This window comes from Protofrankia sp. Cas4 (assembly GCF_963555915.1).
GTDB lineage: Bacteria > Actinomycetota > Actinomycetes > Frankiales > Frankiaceae > Protofrankia.
This window is the reverse complement of sequence record NZ_CAUVXL010000262.1, coordinates 38,424-54,914: the sequence shown is the minus strand read 5'-3', so window position 1 is coordinate 54,914 and position 16,491 is coordinate 38,424. Positions and strand designations below refer to the sequence as shown.

Genomic DNA, 16,491 nt, shown 5'->3' with positions numbered 1-16,491 from the left:
GTGGTTGCCGCCGGCCTTGGGTTCGGCGCGCTGATCGCCGTCACGATCGGGCTCGGCGAGCTGTTCACCTGGGCCGGAGTGGAGCGGTTCTGGGCGTACTTCCTGACCGCTCTGCTTTATCTGGTCGTCGCCGGGCTGTTCGGCCTGTTCGGGGCAAAGCGGTTGAAGAAGATTTCGCCGCCTGAGCGCACCTTGCAGACGGTCAAGGAGGACATCGCCTGGCTCAAGCACCCGACGGCAGTCACGGGCACCGGGGCAGGCCACTCCAACGGGCACGTGTCCGGTAACTCGCGGGACTCGGTGCCCATCCCCTGAGAGCCTGTTCTGAACCTCCTACCCGGGCGATCAACATCTCCTACCTGGACGATCAACGACCGGACGCACCGGCTGCGTTGCCGGCCAAAGCGATATCACCCATAGTGATTACACAAAAATCTCATAACGATCAAAATCAGACGGTAGTAACATGGAGAAGGCGCGGAAGGAACATATCGGGCATATGGAAGATGCGCTGGGGGCCGCGAGCAGGAGCGTCCCCGTTGTCGGGCGCTCTGAGTAATTCTGAGATGCGATGGAGGCTGCCGTTCCAGAGCTTAGCGCCGTTCTTGTAGACGGTCCGTGGCAGCATCGTGACGTATCCGCGAACGGCACCCGCCTGCACGTGGCCGAACTCGGCGACGGCCCGCTGGTGCTGTTGCTGCACGGTTTCCCGCAGTTCTGGTGGGCCTGGCGCCATCAGTTGACCGGCATCGCCGCGGCCGGGTATCGGGTGGTGGCCGCGGACCTGCGCGGCTACGGCGCCAGTGACAAACCGCCGCGCGGGTATGACGCATTCACCCTGGCCGGCGATGTCGCGGGTCTGGTCCGGGCGCTCGGCGAACGGGATGCGGTGATTGTCGGGCATGACTGGGGGGGCGTTGCGGGGTGGACGACGGCGGCGTTTTTTCCACGGCTGGTCCGTGGGCTCGTGGTGCTGGCGATGCCCCACCCGCTGCGGGTCCGCCATGAGATGGTGGCCAGCCCACGACGCCAGGGCCTCTCGGGCCGGCATCTGATCACGTTCCAGCTGCCGTGGCGTCCAGAGCGGCAGCTGGTCGCCGACGACGGCGCTTATGTGGGGCAGCTGTTGCGGTTGTGGGGCGGTCCGGGCTATCCCGACGCCGAGATGGAGCGCCGTTATCGTGAAGCGATCCGCATCCCCGGGGTTGCGCACAGTTCCATGGAGTACCACCGGTGGGTATTCCGGTCGCTGTTCCGGCCGGACGGTGCCCGTTTTGCAGCGGCGCTGCGCCGCGAGTCGGTGACCGCGCCGACGTTGCAGCTACACGGTCGCCTCGACCGGTGCATGCTGGCGTCCACCGCGCAGGGTTCCGGACGTTATGTCAGCGGTCCCTACACCTGGAAGCTGCTGGACGGGGTGGGGCACTTCCTGCCGGAGGAGGCACCGGCCGTCATCACCGATGAGATCCTCACCTGGCTCGCACATCAGGAGACCGGGGTTCAAAAACGGGCACAGAATACTGTTCTGGACCAATCTGCCAGTCGCAGTCCTACCCCCTAGGGTCTGTCCGATGGATATTGCAGGCCCTAGTCGCAGCCCTGGGTGCTGACAGCGGCGGTCGCGACGCGGCCGGCGTTCGCCGAGGCGTCCACCTCTGCGCTGGTCAGCGCATACCCGGTCTCCGAGTCGTTCGTCGCGGCGGCGAACACGACTCCGAAGACAGTTCCCGTCTCGGACAGCAGTGGTCCGCCCGAATTACCCGGCAGCACCTGGCCGCGGACGGCGTAGATGTCACGCAGCACCGTGCCCTGTGAGTAGATGTTGGGTGCTTTGGCGGTCTGCCGGTTGCGGATGCGTGCCGCCGCGGTCGTGTAGGGGCCGTCCTGCGGGTAACCTGCGACAACCGCATCGTCCCCCGCATGGCCCGCCGGGTTGGCCTGGAAGGCCAGCGGCGTCCGGTGCAACCCGGGCACGTACAGAACCGCGATGTCGGTGTCCGGGTTGAACAACACCACCCTGGCCGCCATCATGGTGTTGCCGACTTCGACCTGCGGCCGCGGCACTCCGGCGACAACATGGGCGTTCGTCATCACCCGCTCCGGGGCGTAGACGAAGCCGGAGCCCTCGACCTGTTTGGAGCATGAGGGCGCGACACCCCGGACCTTCAGGATGCTGGCAGACGCAGCCTGCACGCCGGTGGTGGTGGCAGCCTGTGCGTCCGGTGGTTCGACCGGGATGATCCGGCCGCCGCCGAGGCTGGCGAAGACTTCGGGGAAGCCCTTCTGGTCGGCCAGCTGGCGGAGGTCCGCGAAGGCATTACGAAAAGTGTCCGGCATGGCCCCGTCGACGGTCCTCAGCACCGCTGATCGGCGGACAAGTTCGGCCAGCGAGCTGAACGGGGATCGGTCGATGGCCGTCGCCAGGAGCCAAGCCACCAGCAGCACCGAGATCCCCGAAAGCAACGCGCCGGCCACCGAGTCGACGGTCTGGCCGGGGCGCCAGGTGAGCCGGTTGCGCAGCGCCGCACCGATGGCGGTGGCGGCGATCTGCCCGATCAGGGCGAGTACGAGGACGACCAGGATGCCGACGACGGCACCGTTGGCCTCGGCTCCGATCAGCCGCGCGAACGGCGCAGCGATGTTCGCGCCCAGCACGCCGCCACCGAGAAAACCGACGAAGGACAGTGCCCCGACGACGAAGCCCTGCCGGTAGCCGGACACGCCAAAGACAATCACCGCGACGAGCAGGATGATGTCGAGCATGTATGGCGGCCTGCTATCCGTTAGCTGATTGTTAGGGTGCCACGCATGTTCGGGTGGATCGTGCAGACGAACGGGTACTGCCCGGGTTGATCCACTGTAAATGTCACCGATCGCGGTGTATCCGTCGAGGCGTAGTTGGTTCGGGCGGCCGGAATCGTCGGGATCACGAAGTTGTGCAGCGGAGAGCCGCGTTCGACGGTCAGGTTCACCGTGATTTTTCCGGGTTTCGCGATCAGTGTTGAGGGCGAGAACTCAAGCGATGCGGTGCCCACGACGTCGAAGATCTGGACACCATTTTCGATCTTCGGTGTGGCGCTCGGTGCGGCCGCGGCCGCACCGGCGGAACCGGCCGGCTGGTCGCTTCCGCAGCTGCTGAGGCTGAGGCTGAGGAGCAGCGCCGCAAGGACGACGCTGATCGCAGCGCGACCAACGCTCGGTCCCATCCGGATGCCGGCCGGACGCCTACCGGGCACATCGGATCGGGGCTGCGGGCGCCGGGAACTGCGCGGGCCCGTCGTTGCGCTCATGCTTGCCTCCGGTCATTCATCGAGCTGCCTGACCGTATCGCCCGGGTGCGCACTCATTCGGAGTCACCCGTCGGTTCCGGCGCCCGACTGGCGGTGGGCACTGCGGTGGGCACTGCGGTGGGCACTGACATGACAGGTGCGGGGGCCTCGACCTGCTCGGCCGGGAGCCATGGGCGCTCCCAGCCGCCCATCCGCAACAGCGCGTCGAGCAGTCCGCCGGTGAAGCCCCAGATGAACATGTCGTGGGCGCGGAAGGCCGGGCCCAGATAGCCGGTTCGCGCGTGATGGACCAGCAGTCGGTTCGCCGGATCCGCGAGTGTCGCTACGGGTACCCGCGCGACCGACGACGTCTCGTTCGGGTCCATCGCCGCCACCGGGCACGGCGTGTGCCACCACGCCAGCACCGGCGTGACCAGGAAGTGGCTGGGCGGCAGGTAGAGCGCGGGGCCGGTAGCCACCACCCGGACACACTCCGGGTCCAGTCCGACCTCCTCGTGTGCCTCCCGCAGCGCGGTGGCGGCCGGGGAGACGTCGGTGGGGTCGGTGGCGCCGCCGGGGAACGCCGGCTGGCCACCGTGGCTGCGTAGATCGGGCGCACGCTGGATGAGCAGGATGTCCGCCCCGTTCGGGCCGTCTGCGAGCACCATGAGGACGGCCGCCGGCCGGGCGTCGCCCGCAGCCGGTGCCCGGGCGCGGGAGAGATCGTCGGGACGGGCCGCACTGAGGGCTTCGGCCAGGTCGGTGAGCCAGCCAGGCTGGTCAGGCCCGGCCGGCACAGCGGGCCGGCCGAGCTCGACGGAGCGTTCCGGCGCGGCACCCCCGGCGGCCGGCCGTGCGGTCGGAACACCCCGAGGGCCCGGTGCCGGTCGGGGAGTTTCGGATCTGTCCGGATGCGGTCCGGTGTTCAACTGAGGGCTGCTCAACTGACCGCTGCTCAACTGACCGCTTCGACGTCCCCGCGGACGAGCCGCGCGGCGTCCTGCGGGGTGGTCGGGCCGAGGCCGAACGAGGGGCACAGACGGGCGACACCGCACGCTCCACATGCAGGGCGGCGGGAGTGGCAGATCCGTCGACCATGAAAGATCATCCGATCGGAGGCGATCGTGTAGTCGCGCCGCTCGAGGAGTTCGGCGAGGTCGCTCTCGACCTTGACCGGGTCGGTGTTGGCGGTGAGGCCGAACCTGCGGGACAGGCGCCCGACGTGGGTGTCCACCGTGATCCCGGGTATGTCGAAGGCATGTCCGAGTACCACGTTGGCGGTCTTGCGGCCGACACCGGGCAGGGTCACGAGGTCGTCGAGGCGGCCGGGCACGGCGCCGGCGAAACGGTCGACCAGAGCGGCGCCGATGCCGATGATCGAATGTGTCTTCGCTCGGAAGAAGCCGGTCGGCCGCAGGACGGCTTCGAGCTCCGCGCGGTCCGCCCCGGCGTAGTCGCCGGCGCTGCGATACCGCGCGAACACTGTCGGCGTCACCTCGTTGACCTTCTTGTCCGTGCACTGCGCGGACAGGACCGTGGCGACGAGGAGTTCGAGCGGGTTGCCGAAGTTCAGCGCGATCCGGGCATCCGGGTGGAGTTCACTGAGCATCCGGACGATCTTACGGGCTCGGCGTGTCCGCGCCAGCGGGCTTTCCGTGGCGGTGTCGACGACGGCGGGCACGTTCCCAGGGTAGCGGGCGGGCCGATCACGCCAGCCGTCGGTCGGCGTGGCGGATGTGTCCAATGTCGCAGGACACATCCAGACCCCACGTGTTGGTTACGCACAGTCGTCCGTCACCATAGTGCCCGCCATGTTTCTGATTGCCGCGATCTCCTTCCCCCTCGTGCTGCTCGCCCTGCTGCTGGCCATGGAGCGGGTCGAGCGCCCCCTGCGTGCCGCCGATACGGGGCAGGGCTTGGAGGGCTTCCTTGACAACGCCCGGCCGGACGAGGTGAACACCTTCGTCTCCCAGGGTCTTCCGGTGGCGCTGGAGCGCTACCGCCGACGTTTGCGGCGATCGCCGCCGGGTAAACATCGAGCGGTGTGAAGGTGGCCCACATTTGGACTTCCGTTGATTTTTCTCGTTTTTCTGACTACAGAGCGTTATGCATCATCTCGGTGTGTGCCTGTATCGGCGCATGATCCTGGCTGCGGGCGGGCTGGTCGAGCCTGAAATACCCCGATTGGGCGGACCTGTTCAAGACCCGACAGCCTGTCACGGCTTTCAGGTCGTGCCCTTTGGCTCCACTCCTGGCATGCTCGGACGCCGTGGACGATCTGCTTGCCCGTGTTCCCATGTTTGCCGGCCTATCCGAACAGGATCGGCAGGCCCTTAATGATCATCTTGAACGCCAGAATGTTACCCGAGGCGACGTTCTGTTTCGCGAAGGTGAAACCGGAGATCGCGTTTTCGTCATCCTCGCAGGAAAGGTCAAGATCGGACGCGCCGCACCCGACGGCCGTGAGAACCTCCTGATGGTGATGGGTCCCGGGGACCTCTTCGGTGAACTGTCGTTGTTCGATCCGGGCCCTCGCACGGCCAGCGCGACCGCGGTGACCGACGCATCGTTGGTCTCCCTGGAGCACACCGCGCTGCGGCCGTGGCTGGCCACCCGCCCCGAGGCGGCGTCGCTGCTGCTTCGGGTACTGGCACAACGCCTGCGGCGAACCAACGACTCCATGGCCGACATGGTGTTCACCGACGTGCCTGGACGAGTGGCCAAGGCCCTTCTTGATCTGGCTGAACGGTTCGGCGAACCGGCTCAGCCAGGCAACGAGGCGGCCGGGGTCCGCGTCGAGCACGGCCTCACCCAGGAGGAGCTCGCCCAACTGGTCGGGGCGTCCCGCGAAACGGTCAACAAGGCGCTGGCGGATTTCGCCACCCGCGGTTGGCTGCGGCTGGACTCCCGTGCGGTCGTTCTGCTTGACCGGGAACGGCTCGCCCGGCGCGCTCGCTAGATCCGGCCTGAAGGGGGCACAGGCCGGCCCGCATCCCACACCAGCGGGTCCAGACAGCGCACCTGTGCGCTGTCTGGACCCGCCTTGACACCTGAGCTGTTTTTACACCTGAGTCGTCGTGAGACCCGAGCTGTCGGGTGACCGCACCGCTTCGAGATCGGTCCGATCCGACACTTTGCGCTTGATCCACCACTGTGTGCCCGAGCTGCTGCTTTGAGCGCCTCTGTTGCCGGTAGCGCTATGCTTGTCCGCTCGGCTCCGCGGCCAGTCTGGGGATGATCGGTGGGGACGTCGGGGGTATGGCCAGCGGCGCCGTCGGCGGCCCGGTCGGTTGCCCGGCTGCCTGCCCGGCCGGCACCATCGTCAGGCCCGTGGCGCAGCTGTTCACCGGCACGTCGGGGCCGGGCGCAACGGGCGCAACGGGCGCAACGGTTGGAACCGCGGCGAGCAGGCGGCGGGTCTGCGGGACCTCACTCACCGCGCCTGTCGCGGTCGCCGCGTCCAGCGCCTTCTCGTAGGCGGCCCGGGCCTCAGCGGGTTTCCCGCTGGCGACCAGCGCGGTGCCCAGCGCCCGCCAGGCCAGCACCTGGGCGCGGACGTCCTCCGCCTCCACCTCGACCGCTCGCCGGGCAATGGCCAGCGCCTCGGCCGGCCTGCCGGCGTCGAGGAGGGTGCCGGCGAGGTGAGCGTAGGCCTGCCGGCGTGGGAACAGCAGGGTCGCCGGTTCCCCGGCGGCCAGTGCCTCCTCCAGCAGGCTGATCGACTCCTGTAGTCGCCCGCGGGCCCGGGCGACCTGGGCGATCAGTACCTTCACCCCCAGCTGCGCGTGGGGTTGCAGCTCAAGACCGTCGAGGGTTTCCTGGGCGAGGGACGCGGCCTGCTCGGCCGAGTCGATGAGCCCGGCATCGAGCCGGGTCAGCCCCAGCAGGACCAGAGCCAGCGCGCCCACGACCGCGTGGCGGCCCATGTTCGCGGCGGCATGAGCGTCTTCCAGGTGGGCCGCGCCGCGTTCCGGGTCGCCCGCGCCGCGGGCGGCGAGCCCCTTGGCCACAAGGGTGAGTGCGGCTCCCCAGGTGTCGCCGGTGGCGTGGAACAACTCCGCCGCGCGCTCGGCCCCAGCTTCGGCCTCGGCGACGTCCCCGAGTTCGGCGGCGGCGACAGCGTCGATGGTCAGACATACGGCCAGGCCCCATCGTTCGCCCAGCGCCTCGGCCATCTCGATCAGCTCACGCGAGATCTGGCGGGCCCGGCTGAGTTGACCTGACAACAGCCAGACCAGCGCTTCGGTACCGGCGCACCAACCCAGGCCGCCGGTGTCGTCCAGCCGCCTGAAGACCTCGGTGGCGTCCCGCAGGTATTGCTCGGCATTCGGGTAGTCCCCGCGGGTGGTCGCGCTCCAGGCGAGGTGCTGGAGGGCCCAGCCGACCCCGCGTGGGTCGCCGACCCGGCGGGCCAGGGTCAGCGCATCGGTGAACCGCTTTTCGGCGTGGCGCACCCGGCCGGCGGCGTACTCCACCAGGCCGAGCTGGCGCAGGGTCGCCGCCACCAGCCGGTCGCTGCCGGCGAGCTGGGCCTGTTCCAATGCGGTGACCAGCGCGGTCGCGGCCTGCTCGTCCCGACCCTGTTTGTGTCGGAGATCGCCCAGGACGCGGTACGCGGCCGCCCGAAGCTCCGGTGTGGTGACCCGGAGCGCGGGCCGAAGGGTGCGTTCAGCCTCGTCCAGCCGGCGCAGCGATGCCAGCGCCTCGGCGTGCAGCACGACTGCCCCGAGATCGTCGAGCTCGCTGATGACACCACGGCCGAGCCGGCGGGCGCTCGTGATCAGATCGCTGGCGCCGCGATGGTCGTCGCGGGCCAACGCCGAGCGGGCGACCCGTACCAGGGCGTGGAACCCGGGTTCGCGAGCCGACCACGCGGGGTCCGTCGGGGCAAGCGCCATCGATGCGGCCAGGTCGTGCGCGCGTTCGGCGTGGTGTCCGACAAAGGCCGCGACTTCGGCCTCGGAACCGTTGAGGAACTCCACCCCCCATTGTGCGGCCGCTGCGTGCCGGCGGGCCCGTTCGACCTTGGGTAGGCCGGCGTAGGCTACGTCGCGGGCCATCGGATGGACGAACGTCCACAACGGCTCCGCGGGATGCGCTGGCCGCAGGAGCTGGCGTTCGGCGAGGGTTGCCAGGGCACGGTGGACCTGGTCGCTGCGGCGGTCCTCCAGCGCGGGCAGCGCGTCCGCCGGGAACCGGCTGCCGAGCACCGACGCGGACCGTAGGACGGCCTTCGCGATCGGGTCCAGGTCGTCGATGCGGGCGGCCAGAACCGACTGCACCCCGGCCGGCAAGGTGGTCTCCGGCAGGGATCCCTCAAGGACCCAGGCGGACGGCTCGATGCCCGCCGCCTGGCGCCGGCGCGTCCGTTGCACGGTGGATCCCGATGCGTCGAGTTCCGTGGGGCGGACCGACACCGGGTCCGCGCCCTGCGGACCCCGGTGCAGCACACCGCGGTCCACCAGCAGGTTCAGGAGCTCGGTGAGGAAGAACGGGTTGCCGTGCACCCGCCCGAGCAGTGCGGCGCGGGCGTCCTTGCTCAGTTCGGCGCCGCCGAGGTAGTCGCGCAGCAGTCTCGCCGCGGCGGCCTCCGGCAGCGGCGCCAGGGCGAGCAGCTCCGGGTTGGGCAGCCCGGTCAGGGGCGGGGCCTCACGGTCGAGCAGGACGAGCAGGATCGGTCCGCGCAACCGGCTGGCGAAACGCCGTAATCCCTGCCACAGCGCGGTTGTCGCCCACTCCAGATCATCCAGGATGATCATCAGTGGGCCGTCGTCGGACAATCCCCCGAGCAGCACGGCGACGTCGTCGACGATCGCGTCGACAGCCCGGACGGCGGGATTGTCAGGACGACCGTCGCGGCCCGCCGGATCACCCGGCGGGGTGTCCGGCGTGACCGTTGAGCGGCCCTCGGGCGGGACGCCCAGCAGGGCGAGCAGCTTGTCCGCGATACCGCCGGGGATGCGGGTGCGCGCGGCCGGGTGCTCCAGGCGGCTGACGGTACGCCGGACCCGTTCGGCGACCCGGTCCGGGCTGTCGCCCTCGCCGACCCCGGATGCCGTCCGCACGATGTCCATCAACGGCGCGAGGTCACGCCCGTCGCCGTGCCGGACGGTGCGCCCCCACAGCACCCTTGCGTCGGGCTGTGCGCCCACCCGGCGGGCGACCTCCGCCGCGATGCGGGTCTTGCCGATCCCGGCCTCACCGGTGACGATCACCGTCCGCGGCTGGCCGTGGGTGACGACGTCCCGGAAGGCGGACACGAGCACCGTGAGTTCCTGGTCGCGGCCGGTGAACGGGGCATCGTCACCGTGACCGGGCCGGGCGACGTTCGACGGCCGCAGGCTGACCAGCTCGTAGGCCGGGACGGGTTCGCGCTTGCCCTTGAGCTTCAGCGCCGGCAGCCCCCGCCAGGTTGCCACCGAGGTGGTGGCGACCACGGTGTGGTGCCCGGCGTACACGGCGCCGACCGCCGCCGCGTCGGACAGCCGGGCGGCGGTGTTGACGGTGTCGCCGATTACCGTGTAGCTCAGGGACGCCTGGATGCCGGCCAGCACCTCGCCGGTGTTGATCCCGACCCGCAGGCCGAGATGGCGCCCGCCCCCGGCTTCGTCGGTGACCAGCCGGCGGACGGTCTCCTGCATGGCGGCGGCTGCGCGGACGGCCCGCTCCGGATCGTCCTCGTGCGCGGTCGGCGCGCCGAACACGGCCATGATGCCGTCGCCGGTGAGATTGTCGACCCGTCCGCCGACCTCGGCGACATCGCGGGCGAGCGCGGCGAGCACCCGGTCGGTGACCTCGCCGACCCGCTCGGGGTCGAGATCCTCGGCCCACGCGGTGAAGTCCGAGAGGTCACCGAACAGGACGGTGACCACCCGGCGCTCGGCGCCCTCGTCCGCACCCAGGCCGTTTTCGGTCTGGAGGGGCAACCCGCAGTGGAAGCAGAAGCGCCCGCCGGGGACGGTGGGTGTGCCGCAGCGCGGGCAGCGCAAGGTTCCGGCGATGGGCGATGTGATCATCGGCGCGCCCTGCGGCCGGGGCATGGCAACAGCATCGAGCCGGCTTGCCCGGTATGCGGGTGTTGCCGGTATCGCGTCCAGAGTCGAGACATTCTGGCGCGGTCGGACAAATGCGGAGCGTTACGCACGGGTAGTCGCCTCCCGGCCGCGAGCATAAGCCAACCGGACGAGATCCTCTGTTCTTGCTGATCTTAACTGCTTTCGGATGGCCGGGGAGCTACCCGGGATGTCCGGAAGAAGTCGTGTTCTACTTCTTACAGTGATAATTCGGCTACCTCAACAGGACGGTCGGGACGGCGGGCGCAGATACTCGACCTGGGCGCGGACCGAGAGCTCAGCCGCCGGCCACAGCGCGGGGTCCACGTCGGCGTAGACCCGACGGACGATCTCCGGGGCCGTTGCGTCGCCTGCCTCGAGCGCCGCGCGGACCGCCTGCAGGCGGGCCTCCCGGTGCGTGAGGTAGGCCTCGGCCACTCGCCCAGCCGATGCCAGTTCGGGCCCGTGACCAGGAAGGACCATGGCGTCGCCCAGTTCGCGCAGGCGCCGGAGGCTCGCCAGGTAGTCGCCCAGTCGGCCGTCGGGATGTGCCACCACGGTGGTGCCCCGCCCGAGGATCGTATCGCCGGTGAGAACCGAGACCCCGTCGTCGGTCGGGTCGGTCGGGCCGGGGCCGGCTGGGGCGGCGCGGCGGTCGCCGGTGAGGACGAACGACAGCGAATCGCTGGTGTGCCCCGGCGTCCCCAGCACGCGGATCTCCACGCCGGCAGCCACGATCACGTCACCTGCGGCCAGCCCCTCGTCGCCGAGTCGGTGCGTGACGTCCAGGGCGCGCACCGGAGCATTTGTCAGGTCGTGCAGCGGTGCCGCGCCCTCACTGTGGTCACGATGGCCATGGGTCAGCAGGATCATGTCAACGGGTCCCGCCGCGACGATCGCGTCGAGATGCCGCGGGTCGGATGGGCCGGGGTCGACGACCACAGCGCCGGTGGCCCCGGGGGCACGCAGGATCCAGGTGTTCGTGCCGTCCAGCGTCATCGGGCCCGGGTTGGGTGCGAGCAGCACGGCCGCGAGCGCCGTCACCTGCCGGGGCAGGCCTTGCCGGGGCATGACCTGCGGGGGCATCGCCGGTCCGGACGGCACCGCAGCCACCACCCGTCCGCGATCGTCAGCCGATCGAGTCATGGTCGGCGATCGAGTCATGGTCGGCGTCGTGCTGGAAGACGAGGCGGGCCCCACCATCGTCAAGTGAGATCTTCGGCATGATCGGTTGGATGGCCCGGGTCCCGGCAGCCGTCAGGACCGCCTCGACGCTGTCGTAACCGACCAGCTCGCCGAGGGTGTACGCAGTTGGTGGCATGAGGTTCAGCCGGTCCGCGATGAATTCCTCGAGCGCCGCCGCCGGCGACGTCCACAGCAACCGGTCGGACTCGCCGGGGATCTGGCGGGTCCGCTGTGTGGCCGGCATCGCCGCGACGAAGAACCAGGTGTCGTACCGGCGGGGTTCGACCTCGGGCGTGATCCAGCGTGCCCACGGACGGATCAGATCGACTCGCACGCCGAGACCGCGGCGAGCCAGCACGGCGGCGAGGTTGGTCGTCCTGCTCTCCAGAGCGACGCGGTCAGCCTCCCAGCTCGGGTCGCTGACGTCGGCGGATGTGCCCCCGTCCGGTCCCGCGAGCAGGACACCGCTCTCCTCGAACGTCTCGCGTACCGCCGCGCAGACCAGTGCCCGGGCCAGCGCAGGTTCGGCCCCGGGCGGCAATGTCGCCTCCGCAGCGCCGAATCGGTCCAGCTCGGCGTCGCCGTCCGCCTGGTCGACCGTCCCGCCCGGAAAGACGTACATGCCGGCGGCAAAGGCCATCGTGGACACCCTGCGCAGCAGGCAGATCTCGACCCCGGAGGCGCCCGGCCCGCCGCGGGCGGGACGCAGGAGTACCACCGTGGCGGCGGCGCGGGCAGGTGCCGGTGTGTCGAGACCGGGGCGGTAGGACCGCGCCGCTTCGACGAGGCTGGCCGGCAGCCGCTGGGGCAGGCGCCGGAGCTTGTCCTCGGTCACTCCGTTCGTCGGATCCGCCATTCGTCAGATGTTAGAACAGATGGTGGCGACCAGCTCGATCTCGACCGGGGCGCCCAGCGGCAGGACGGCCACGCCCACGGCGGAGCGAGCATGGCGCCCGGCGTCGCCGAACAGTGCCGCGAGCAGCTCGCTCGCGCCGTTGACCACCGCCGGTTGGCCGGTGAAGGCGCGCACGCTGGAGACGAAGCCGACGACCTTGACGATTCCGCTGATGGCGTCGAGACCGCCGGCCACCGCGGCCGCGGCCGCAAGCGCGTTCAGCGCGCAGACGCGGGCCAGCTCGGCGGCGCGCTCGGGGGTGATCAGGCCGCCGTCGACCACTGCGCCGACCGGGCCGTGGTCGGTGAGCGTGCCGTCCACCAGCGGCAGTTGCCCGGCTGTCCACACCAGATCGCCGTGGCGACGGGCCGGCACGTACGCGCCCGCCGGCACGGGTACCGCTGGCAGCGCCAGGCCGAGCGCGGCCAGACGCTGCGACGGGGTGGCCGCTGCGGCGTCCGCGGGCGTCATCTCGCCGAGGCGTTCGTGGGGCGCTTGAAGTAGGCGACCAGGCTTTCCGGGTTGGGGCCGGGCACGACCTGGACGAGCTCCCAACCGTCCGTCCCCCAGCTGTCGAGGATCTGCTTGGTCATGTGGATCAGTAGCGGGGCTGTCGCGTACTCCCAGGTCGTCATGACACGAGACCCTAATGGTCTATCGCCGGGACATGGCGGAACGTAGCGGCGGACATGAGGTCCGAGCGCCACGCATCCGTCGTGCATCCGTCGTGCATCCGCCTGCATCCGCCGGGAAGGGGCCGGCCAGGCCGGGTACGGTCGTCGGTGTGACGCCGCAGGACGCCGTGCCGCCGGATGCCGTGCCGCCGGATGCCGTGCCGCCGGATGCCGTGCCGCCGGAGGTCGCCCGAGGGCCGTGGTCGTGCCGCCTGCATGTGGTCACCGGCAAGGGCGGTACCGGCAAGACGACCGCCGCCGGCGCGCTCGCGGTTGCCCTCGCCACCGGCGGTCGGCGGGTGCTGCTCACCGAGGTCGAGGGGCGTCAGCAGATCGCGCAGCTGTTCGACACCCCGCCGCTGCCCTACGCCGAGCGTAAGGTGGCAAGCGCTCCCGGTGGCGGTGAGGTGTTCGCGCTCGCCATCGACGCGGAAGAGGCGCTGCTGGAATACCTGGAGATGTTCTACAACCTGCGCCGCGCAGGCAAGGCGCTTGGCAAGATCGGCGCCATCGACTTCGCCACCACGATCGCGCCCGGGGTCCGCGATGTGCTGCTCACCGGCAAGGTGAAGGAAGCGGTGAACCGTCCGGACGCGACCCGTTCCGGCGGCAAGGCATATGACGCCGTCGTTCTTGACGCGCCGCCGACCGGTCGGATCGCCCGGTTTCTCAACGTGAGCGCAGAGGTCGCCGGACTGGCAAAGGTGGGTCCGATCCGTACCCAGGCCGACAGCGTGATGGCGGTGATGCGATCCGCTACCACAGCCGTGCACTTCGTCACCCTGCTCGAGGAGATGCCGATCCAGGAGACGGTGGACGGGGTCGCCGAGTTGAAAACCGCGGGCCTCGCGGTCGGTGGCGTCATCGTGAACATGATCCGGAAGCCGTTACTGGCGGCCGAGGACATCGAGCGGGCCGGCACCGATAAATTGGATCTTGAGGAACTGGCGGCGGGCGTGAAGGAGGCCGGCATTCTGCCGAGCGCCGAGCTGATCGGCGCTCTCGCGACCGAGGCGGCCCAGCACGCGCGCCGGGTGCGGCTGGAGACGGCCGAACGGGCTGAAGTCGAGGCGCTGGGCCGTCCCGTCTACGAGCTGCCCCTGGTTGCCGATGGAGTGGATGTCGGTGTGATCTACCAGTTTGCCGAGCTGCTGCGCACACAGCGGATGGTCGGATAACGCGGATGGATGGGATGAGCGGGACGCACAGGCAGCCCTCACAGCGGCCGTTGCCCGCGCCGCCGTTGCCGGTACCGCCGTTGGATGTCGATGCGATGCTTGACAGTGAGAAGATCATTGTTTGCTGCGGATCGGGTGGCGTCGGGAAGACCACCATCGCCGCGGCGCTGGCCCTGCGCGCGGCGGAACAGGGCCGCCAGGTGGTCGTCCTGACGATCGACCCGGCGCGTCGACTGGCACAGTCCATGGGCCTGACGGAGTTGGACAACATTCCGCGGGAGGTCGCCGGGGTCGACCGATCGGCCGGTGGCCGCCTCGACGCGATGATGCTCGACATGAAAAGGACGTTTGATGAGATCGTCCTGGTCCACGCAACTCCGGAGCGGGCCCGGCAGCTGCTCGACAATCCATTTTACCAGTCGTTGTCGTCATCCTTTGCCGGCACCCAGGAATACATGGCGATGGAGAAGCTCGGCCAGTTGGACGCGACGGGAGACTGGGATCTCATCGTCGTCGACACCCCGCCGACCCGGTCGGCTCTGGACTTCCTCGACGCGCCCACCCGGCTGGGAGCATTTCTGGACGGTCGACTGCTCCGCCTGTTGCTCGCCCCGGCGAAGGCCGGGGGGAAGATGTACCTGAAAGTCGTCGGGGTCGGGCTCGGCGTGTTCGGCAAGATCCTGACCAGGATTGTCGGTGCGCAGCTCCTGGCGGATGTCAGTCAGTTCGTGGCGGCCATGGAAACCATGTTCGGCGGTTTTCGCCAGCGCGCCGAGCAGACATACCAGTTGTTGGGCGCGCCCGGCACCTCATTTGTCGTGGTCGCCGCGCCCGAGGCTGCCGCCCTGCGGGAGGCGTCCTACTTTGTCGACCGGCTGGATTCGGACGGAATGCCGCTGGCGGGCCTCGTCATCAATCGGGTTCACCCGGTGCGCCGCGGGGCCCGCGGGCTGACCGTGGAACGCAGCCTCGCCGCGGCGGAAACACTTGTCGAGCACGCCGAGCATCCGCTGGCAGCGGCGGTATTGCGGGTCCACGCGGAAAGAGTACGGCTGTCCACTCGCGAGAACCGGTTGCGCGAGCGTTTCACCAGCGCGCATCCTGACACGCCGCTGGTCGAGGTCGATGCGCTCGCCGGAGATGTTCACGATCTTGCTGGACTACGCGAGGTCGGTGCCGCGCTCGTCGGGAGTACGTTCTCCACCATGCCGACTGACCTGATCAAGGGCCGGCGATAGCGGACGCGGCGTCGCAGGACGGGGGCACGCACCTCGCCACCTGAATATCGGGCCAAAGGGTGCGCGACGATCGTCAGATCGCGCGCCCGGAGGCCGAAGTCCCCGGAACGCTCTCGGGCCTCCCGGGACGCCGTCATCGAGAAGTTGTCTCTTCGGGGGCGTCGCCATCCCGCGCACCTCACCGGGGTGTGATAATGAGGTGCGAGGGACGAGTCGGAGGCTGGATCGTCAGACTGGGGGCTAGTGTCCGTCCGATGGATATTGGTCGATGCGGGCGATGATCCAGAAGGCGGCCCGCGAGGCGGAGGAGGAGCCGATAGTGGTGTTCTATCGGTGACGACGACAACGTGGCGGGGCGCCTTCTGGGCATTGATCCGCGTGATCGAAGATCCATCGGACAGACCCTAAGTGCGGACGGTCCTAACCCGCGGAGGCGGTCCCATGATGGGCACGCGCGTCTGCGAGCAGCTTCCGCCAGGACGCGACATCGGGCCGCCGCCGCAGAAGTGCGCGGCGTTCCCGTTCAGTCATGCCGCCCCAGACTCCGAATTCGACTCGGTTGTCAAGGGCGTCGGCGAGGCATTCGGTCCGAACGACGCATCCAAAGCAGCGGGTTTTCACCCGATTCTGCGCGGCACCCTGGACGAAGAGATCGTCGGGGTCCAGATCGCGGCAGGCCGCGTTCGCTGTCCAGTCGCCGTCGACGGTCGAGCCGATCAGCTGGGTTGTGCTGGCACGTCGTGCGGCACTGGTGCGGGTAGCCAGGCTGCTGGTCATGCCACCTGCCTTTCTTCTCGAGTCCGGGTCAGGGGGCCCGTGCGGGTGGTGACGTGGCTTCGCCCGAAACCGTACGGAGCGCCCTTGCCACGGCACAGACCCCACACGGGTGGTTGTCCAAATGACCCGTCCGGGCCATTGATCCGGGTCGTGAATGTGGTGCGTTCTGTCACTGGTTCGTGTCGTCCGCGTGACAGTCACGTGTCTGGCGGCTGGGGTCATA

Annotated in this window: 16 protein-coding genes; 6 read left to right on the top strand and 10 right to left on the bottom strand. The window is 69.5% G+C overall.

What is annotated here, in order from left to right:
• Together U9979_RS23795 and U9979_RS23790 are read left to right on the top strand one after the other, a co-directional pair.
• Window positions 1–315 (top strand): phage holin family protein (locus U9979_RS23795; protein WP_322781032.1); only part of this gene is annotated, 315 nt, incomplete at its 5' end.
• 256 nt (window positions 316–571) lie between these two features.
• Window positions 572–1,561 (top strand): alpha/beta hydrolase, encoded by a 990-nt coding sequence (locus U9979_RS23790; RefSeq protein WP_322747702.1) that lies wholly within the window; start codon window positions 572–574, stop codon window positions 1,559–1,561.
• 26 nt (window positions 1,562–1,587) lie between these two features.
• On the opposite strand, the gene U9979_RS23785 is transcribed toward U9979_RS23790, so the two are convergent.
• The 4 genes from U9979_RS23785 to nth are packed head-to-tail and all read right to left on the bottom strand — an operon-like array spanning window position 1,588 to window position 5,028.
• A complete protein-coding gene (locus U9979_RS23785; protein WP_322747700.1) occupies window positions 1,588–2,763 on the bottom strand; it encodes a MarP family serine protease in 1,176 nt (391 codons plus the stop codon).
• Between the two features lie 20 nt (window positions 2,764–2,783).
• Entirely contained in the window at window positions 2,784–3,290 is a 507-nt protein-coding gene (locus tag U9979_RS23780) for a cupredoxin domain-containing protein (protein ID WP_322781031.1), read from the bottom strand.
• Between the two features lie 53 nt (window positions 3,291–3,343).
• Window positions 3,344–4,198, bottom strand: coding sequence for a CoA pyrophosphatase (locus U9979_RS23775; protein ID WP_322781030.1), 855 nt, complete (start codon window positions 4,196–4,198; stop codon window positions 3,344–3,346).
• 26 nt (window positions 4,199–4,224) lie between these two features.
• A complete protein-coding gene (nth, locus tag U9979_RS23770) occupies window positions 4,225–5,028 on the bottom strand; it encodes an endonuclease III (protein ID WP_416220294.1) in 804 nt (267 codons plus the stop codon).
• Window positions 5,029–5,080: 52 nt separating this feature from the next.
• On the opposite strand from nth, the gene U9979_RS23765 reads away from it, so the two are divergent.
• Together U9979_RS23765 and U9979_RS23760 are read left to right on the top strand one after the other, a co-directional pair.
• Window positions 5,081–5,317, top strand: coding sequence for a hypothetical protein (locus U9979_RS23765; protein ID WP_322747697.1), 237 nt, complete (start codon window positions 5,081–5,083; stop codon window positions 5,315–5,317).
• A gap of 221 nt (window positions 5,318–5,538) precedes the next feature.
• Complete coding sequence (locus U9979_RS23760; protein WP_322747713.1) at window positions 5,539–6,228, top strand: Crp/Fnr family transcriptional regulator; 690 nt, start codon at window positions 5,539–5,541, stop codon at window positions 6,226–6,228.
• A 238-nt stretch (window positions 6,229–6,466) separates the two neighbouring features.
• On the opposite strand, the gene U9979_RS23755 is transcribed toward U9979_RS23760, so the two are convergent.
• From U9979_RS23755 to U9979_RS23735, 5 genes are all read right to left on the bottom strand, one after another.
• Window positions 6,467–10,285 carry a tetratricopeptide repeat protein gene (locus U9979_RS23755; RefSeq protein WP_322781029.1) on the bottom strand — a complete coding sequence of 1,273 codons (3,819 nt, stop codon included), beginning with the start codon at window positions 10,283–10,285 and terminating at the stop codon, window positions 6,467–6,469.
• A gap of 276 nt (window positions 10,286–10,561) precedes the next feature.
• Complete coding sequence (locus U9979_RS23750; protein ID WP_416220295.1) at window positions 10,562–11,407, bottom strand: MBL fold metallo-hydrolase; 846 nt, start codon at window positions 11,405–11,407, stop codon at window positions 10,562–10,564.
• A gap of 43 nt (window positions 11,408–11,450) precedes the next feature.
• Window positions 11,451–12,362, bottom strand: a complete 912-nt coding sequence (locus U9979_RS23745; protein ID WP_322781028.1) for an NUDIX hydrolase — start codon at window positions 12,360–12,362, stop codon at window positions 11,451–11,453.
• Between the two features lie 3 nt (window positions 12,363–12,365).
• Window positions 12,366–12,872 (bottom strand): RidA family protein, encoded by a 507-nt coding sequence (locus U9979_RS23740; protein WP_322747695.1) that lies wholly within the window; start codon window positions 12,870–12,872, stop codon window positions 12,366–12,368.
• Window positions 12,869–13,036, bottom strand: a complete 168-nt coding sequence (locus U9979_RS23735; RefSeq protein WP_322747694.1) for a DUF4177 domain-containing protein — start codon at window positions 13,034–13,036, stop codon at window positions 12,869–12,871. Before U9979_RS23735 ends, U9979_RS23740 begins: the two co-directional genes overlap by 4 nt.
• Before the next feature lie 14 nt (window positions 13,037–13,050).
• On the opposite strand from U9979_RS23735, the gene U9979_RS23730 reads away from it, so the two are divergent.
• On the top strand, window positions 13,051–14,253 hold the full coding sequence (locus U9979_RS23730; protein WP_322781027.1) for an ArsA-related P-loop ATPase: 1,203 nt from the start codon (window positions 13,051–13,053) through the stop codon (window positions 14,251–14,253).
• Between the two features lie 14 nt (window positions 14,254–14,267).
• Window positions 14,268–15,491: an ArsA family ATPase gene (locus tag U9979_RS23725; RefSeq protein ID WP_322781026.1), complete on the top strand. Its 1,224-nt coding sequence runs from the start codon at window positions 14,268–14,270 to the stop codon at window positions 15,489–15,491.
• Window positions 15,492–15,911: 420 nt separating this feature from the next.
• On the opposite strand, the gene U9979_RS23720 is transcribed toward U9979_RS23725, so the two are convergent.
• The gene (locus tag U9979_RS23720) at window positions 15,912–16,268 is read right to left on the bottom strand and encodes a WhiB family transcriptional regulator (protein WP_322747691.1); all 357 of its coding nucleotides are present in this window, start codon (window positions 16,266–16,268) and stop codon (window positions 15,912–15,914) included.
• Between the last annotated feature and the right edge of the window lie 223 nt (window positions 16,269–16,491).

Excerpts from the sequence above, each read along its gene's own strand:
- U9979_RS23740 (WP_322747695.1), bottom strand. The coding sequence starts at position 12,872 with ATGACGCCCGCGGACGCCGCAGCGGCCACCCCGTCGCAGCGTCTGGCC.
- U9979_RS23720 (WP_322747691.1), bottom strand. The coding sequence starts at position 16,268 with ATGACCAGCAGCCTGGCTACCCGCACCAGTGCCGCACGACGTGCCAGC.
- U9979_RS23725 (WP_322781026.1), top strand. The coding sequence starts at position 14,268 with ATGAGCGGGACGCACAGGCAGCCCTCACAGCGGCCGTTGCCCGCGCCG.
- U9979_RS23790 (WP_322747702.1), top strand. The coding sequence starts at position 572 with ATGGAGGCTGCCGTTCCAGAGCTTAGCGCCGTTCTTGTAGACGGTCCG.
- nth (WP_416220294.1), bottom strand. The coding sequence starts at position 5,028 with ATGTGTCCTGCGACATTGGACACATCCGCCACGCCGACCGACGGCTGG.
- U9979_RS23750 (WP_416220295.1), bottom strand. The coding sequence starts at position 11,407 with ATGCCCCCGCAGGTCATGCCCCGGCAAGGCCTGCCCCGGCAGGTGACG.
- U9979_RS23735 (WP_322747694.1), bottom strand. The coding sequence starts at position 13,036 with ATGACGACCTGGGAGTACGCGACAGCCCCGCTACTGATCCACATGACC.
- U9979_RS23745 (WP_322781028.1), bottom strand. The coding sequence starts at position 12,362 with ATGGCGGATCCGACGAACGGAGTGACCGAGGACAAGCTCCGGCGCCTG.
- U9979_RS23755 (WP_322781029.1), bottom strand. The coding sequence starts at position 10,285 with ATGATCACATCGCCCATCGCCGGAACCTTGCGCTGCCCGCGCTGCGGC.
- U9979_RS23765 (WP_322747697.1), top strand. The coding sequence starts at position 5,081 with ATGTTTCTGATTGCCGCGATCTCCTTCCCCCTCGTGCTGCTCGCCCTG.
- U9979_RS23785 (WP_322747700.1), bottom strand. The coding sequence starts at position 2,763 with ATGCTCGACATCATCCTGCTCGTCGCGGTGATTGTCTTTGGCGTGTCC.
- U9979_RS23730 (WP_322781027.1), top strand. The coding sequence starts at position 13,051 with ATGGTCTATCGCCGGGACATGGCGGAACGTAGCGGCGGACATGAGGTC.
- U9979_RS23780 (WP_322781031.1), bottom strand. The coding sequence starts at position 3,290 with ATGAGCGCAACGACGGGCCCGCGCAGTTCCCGGCGCCCGCAGCCCCGA.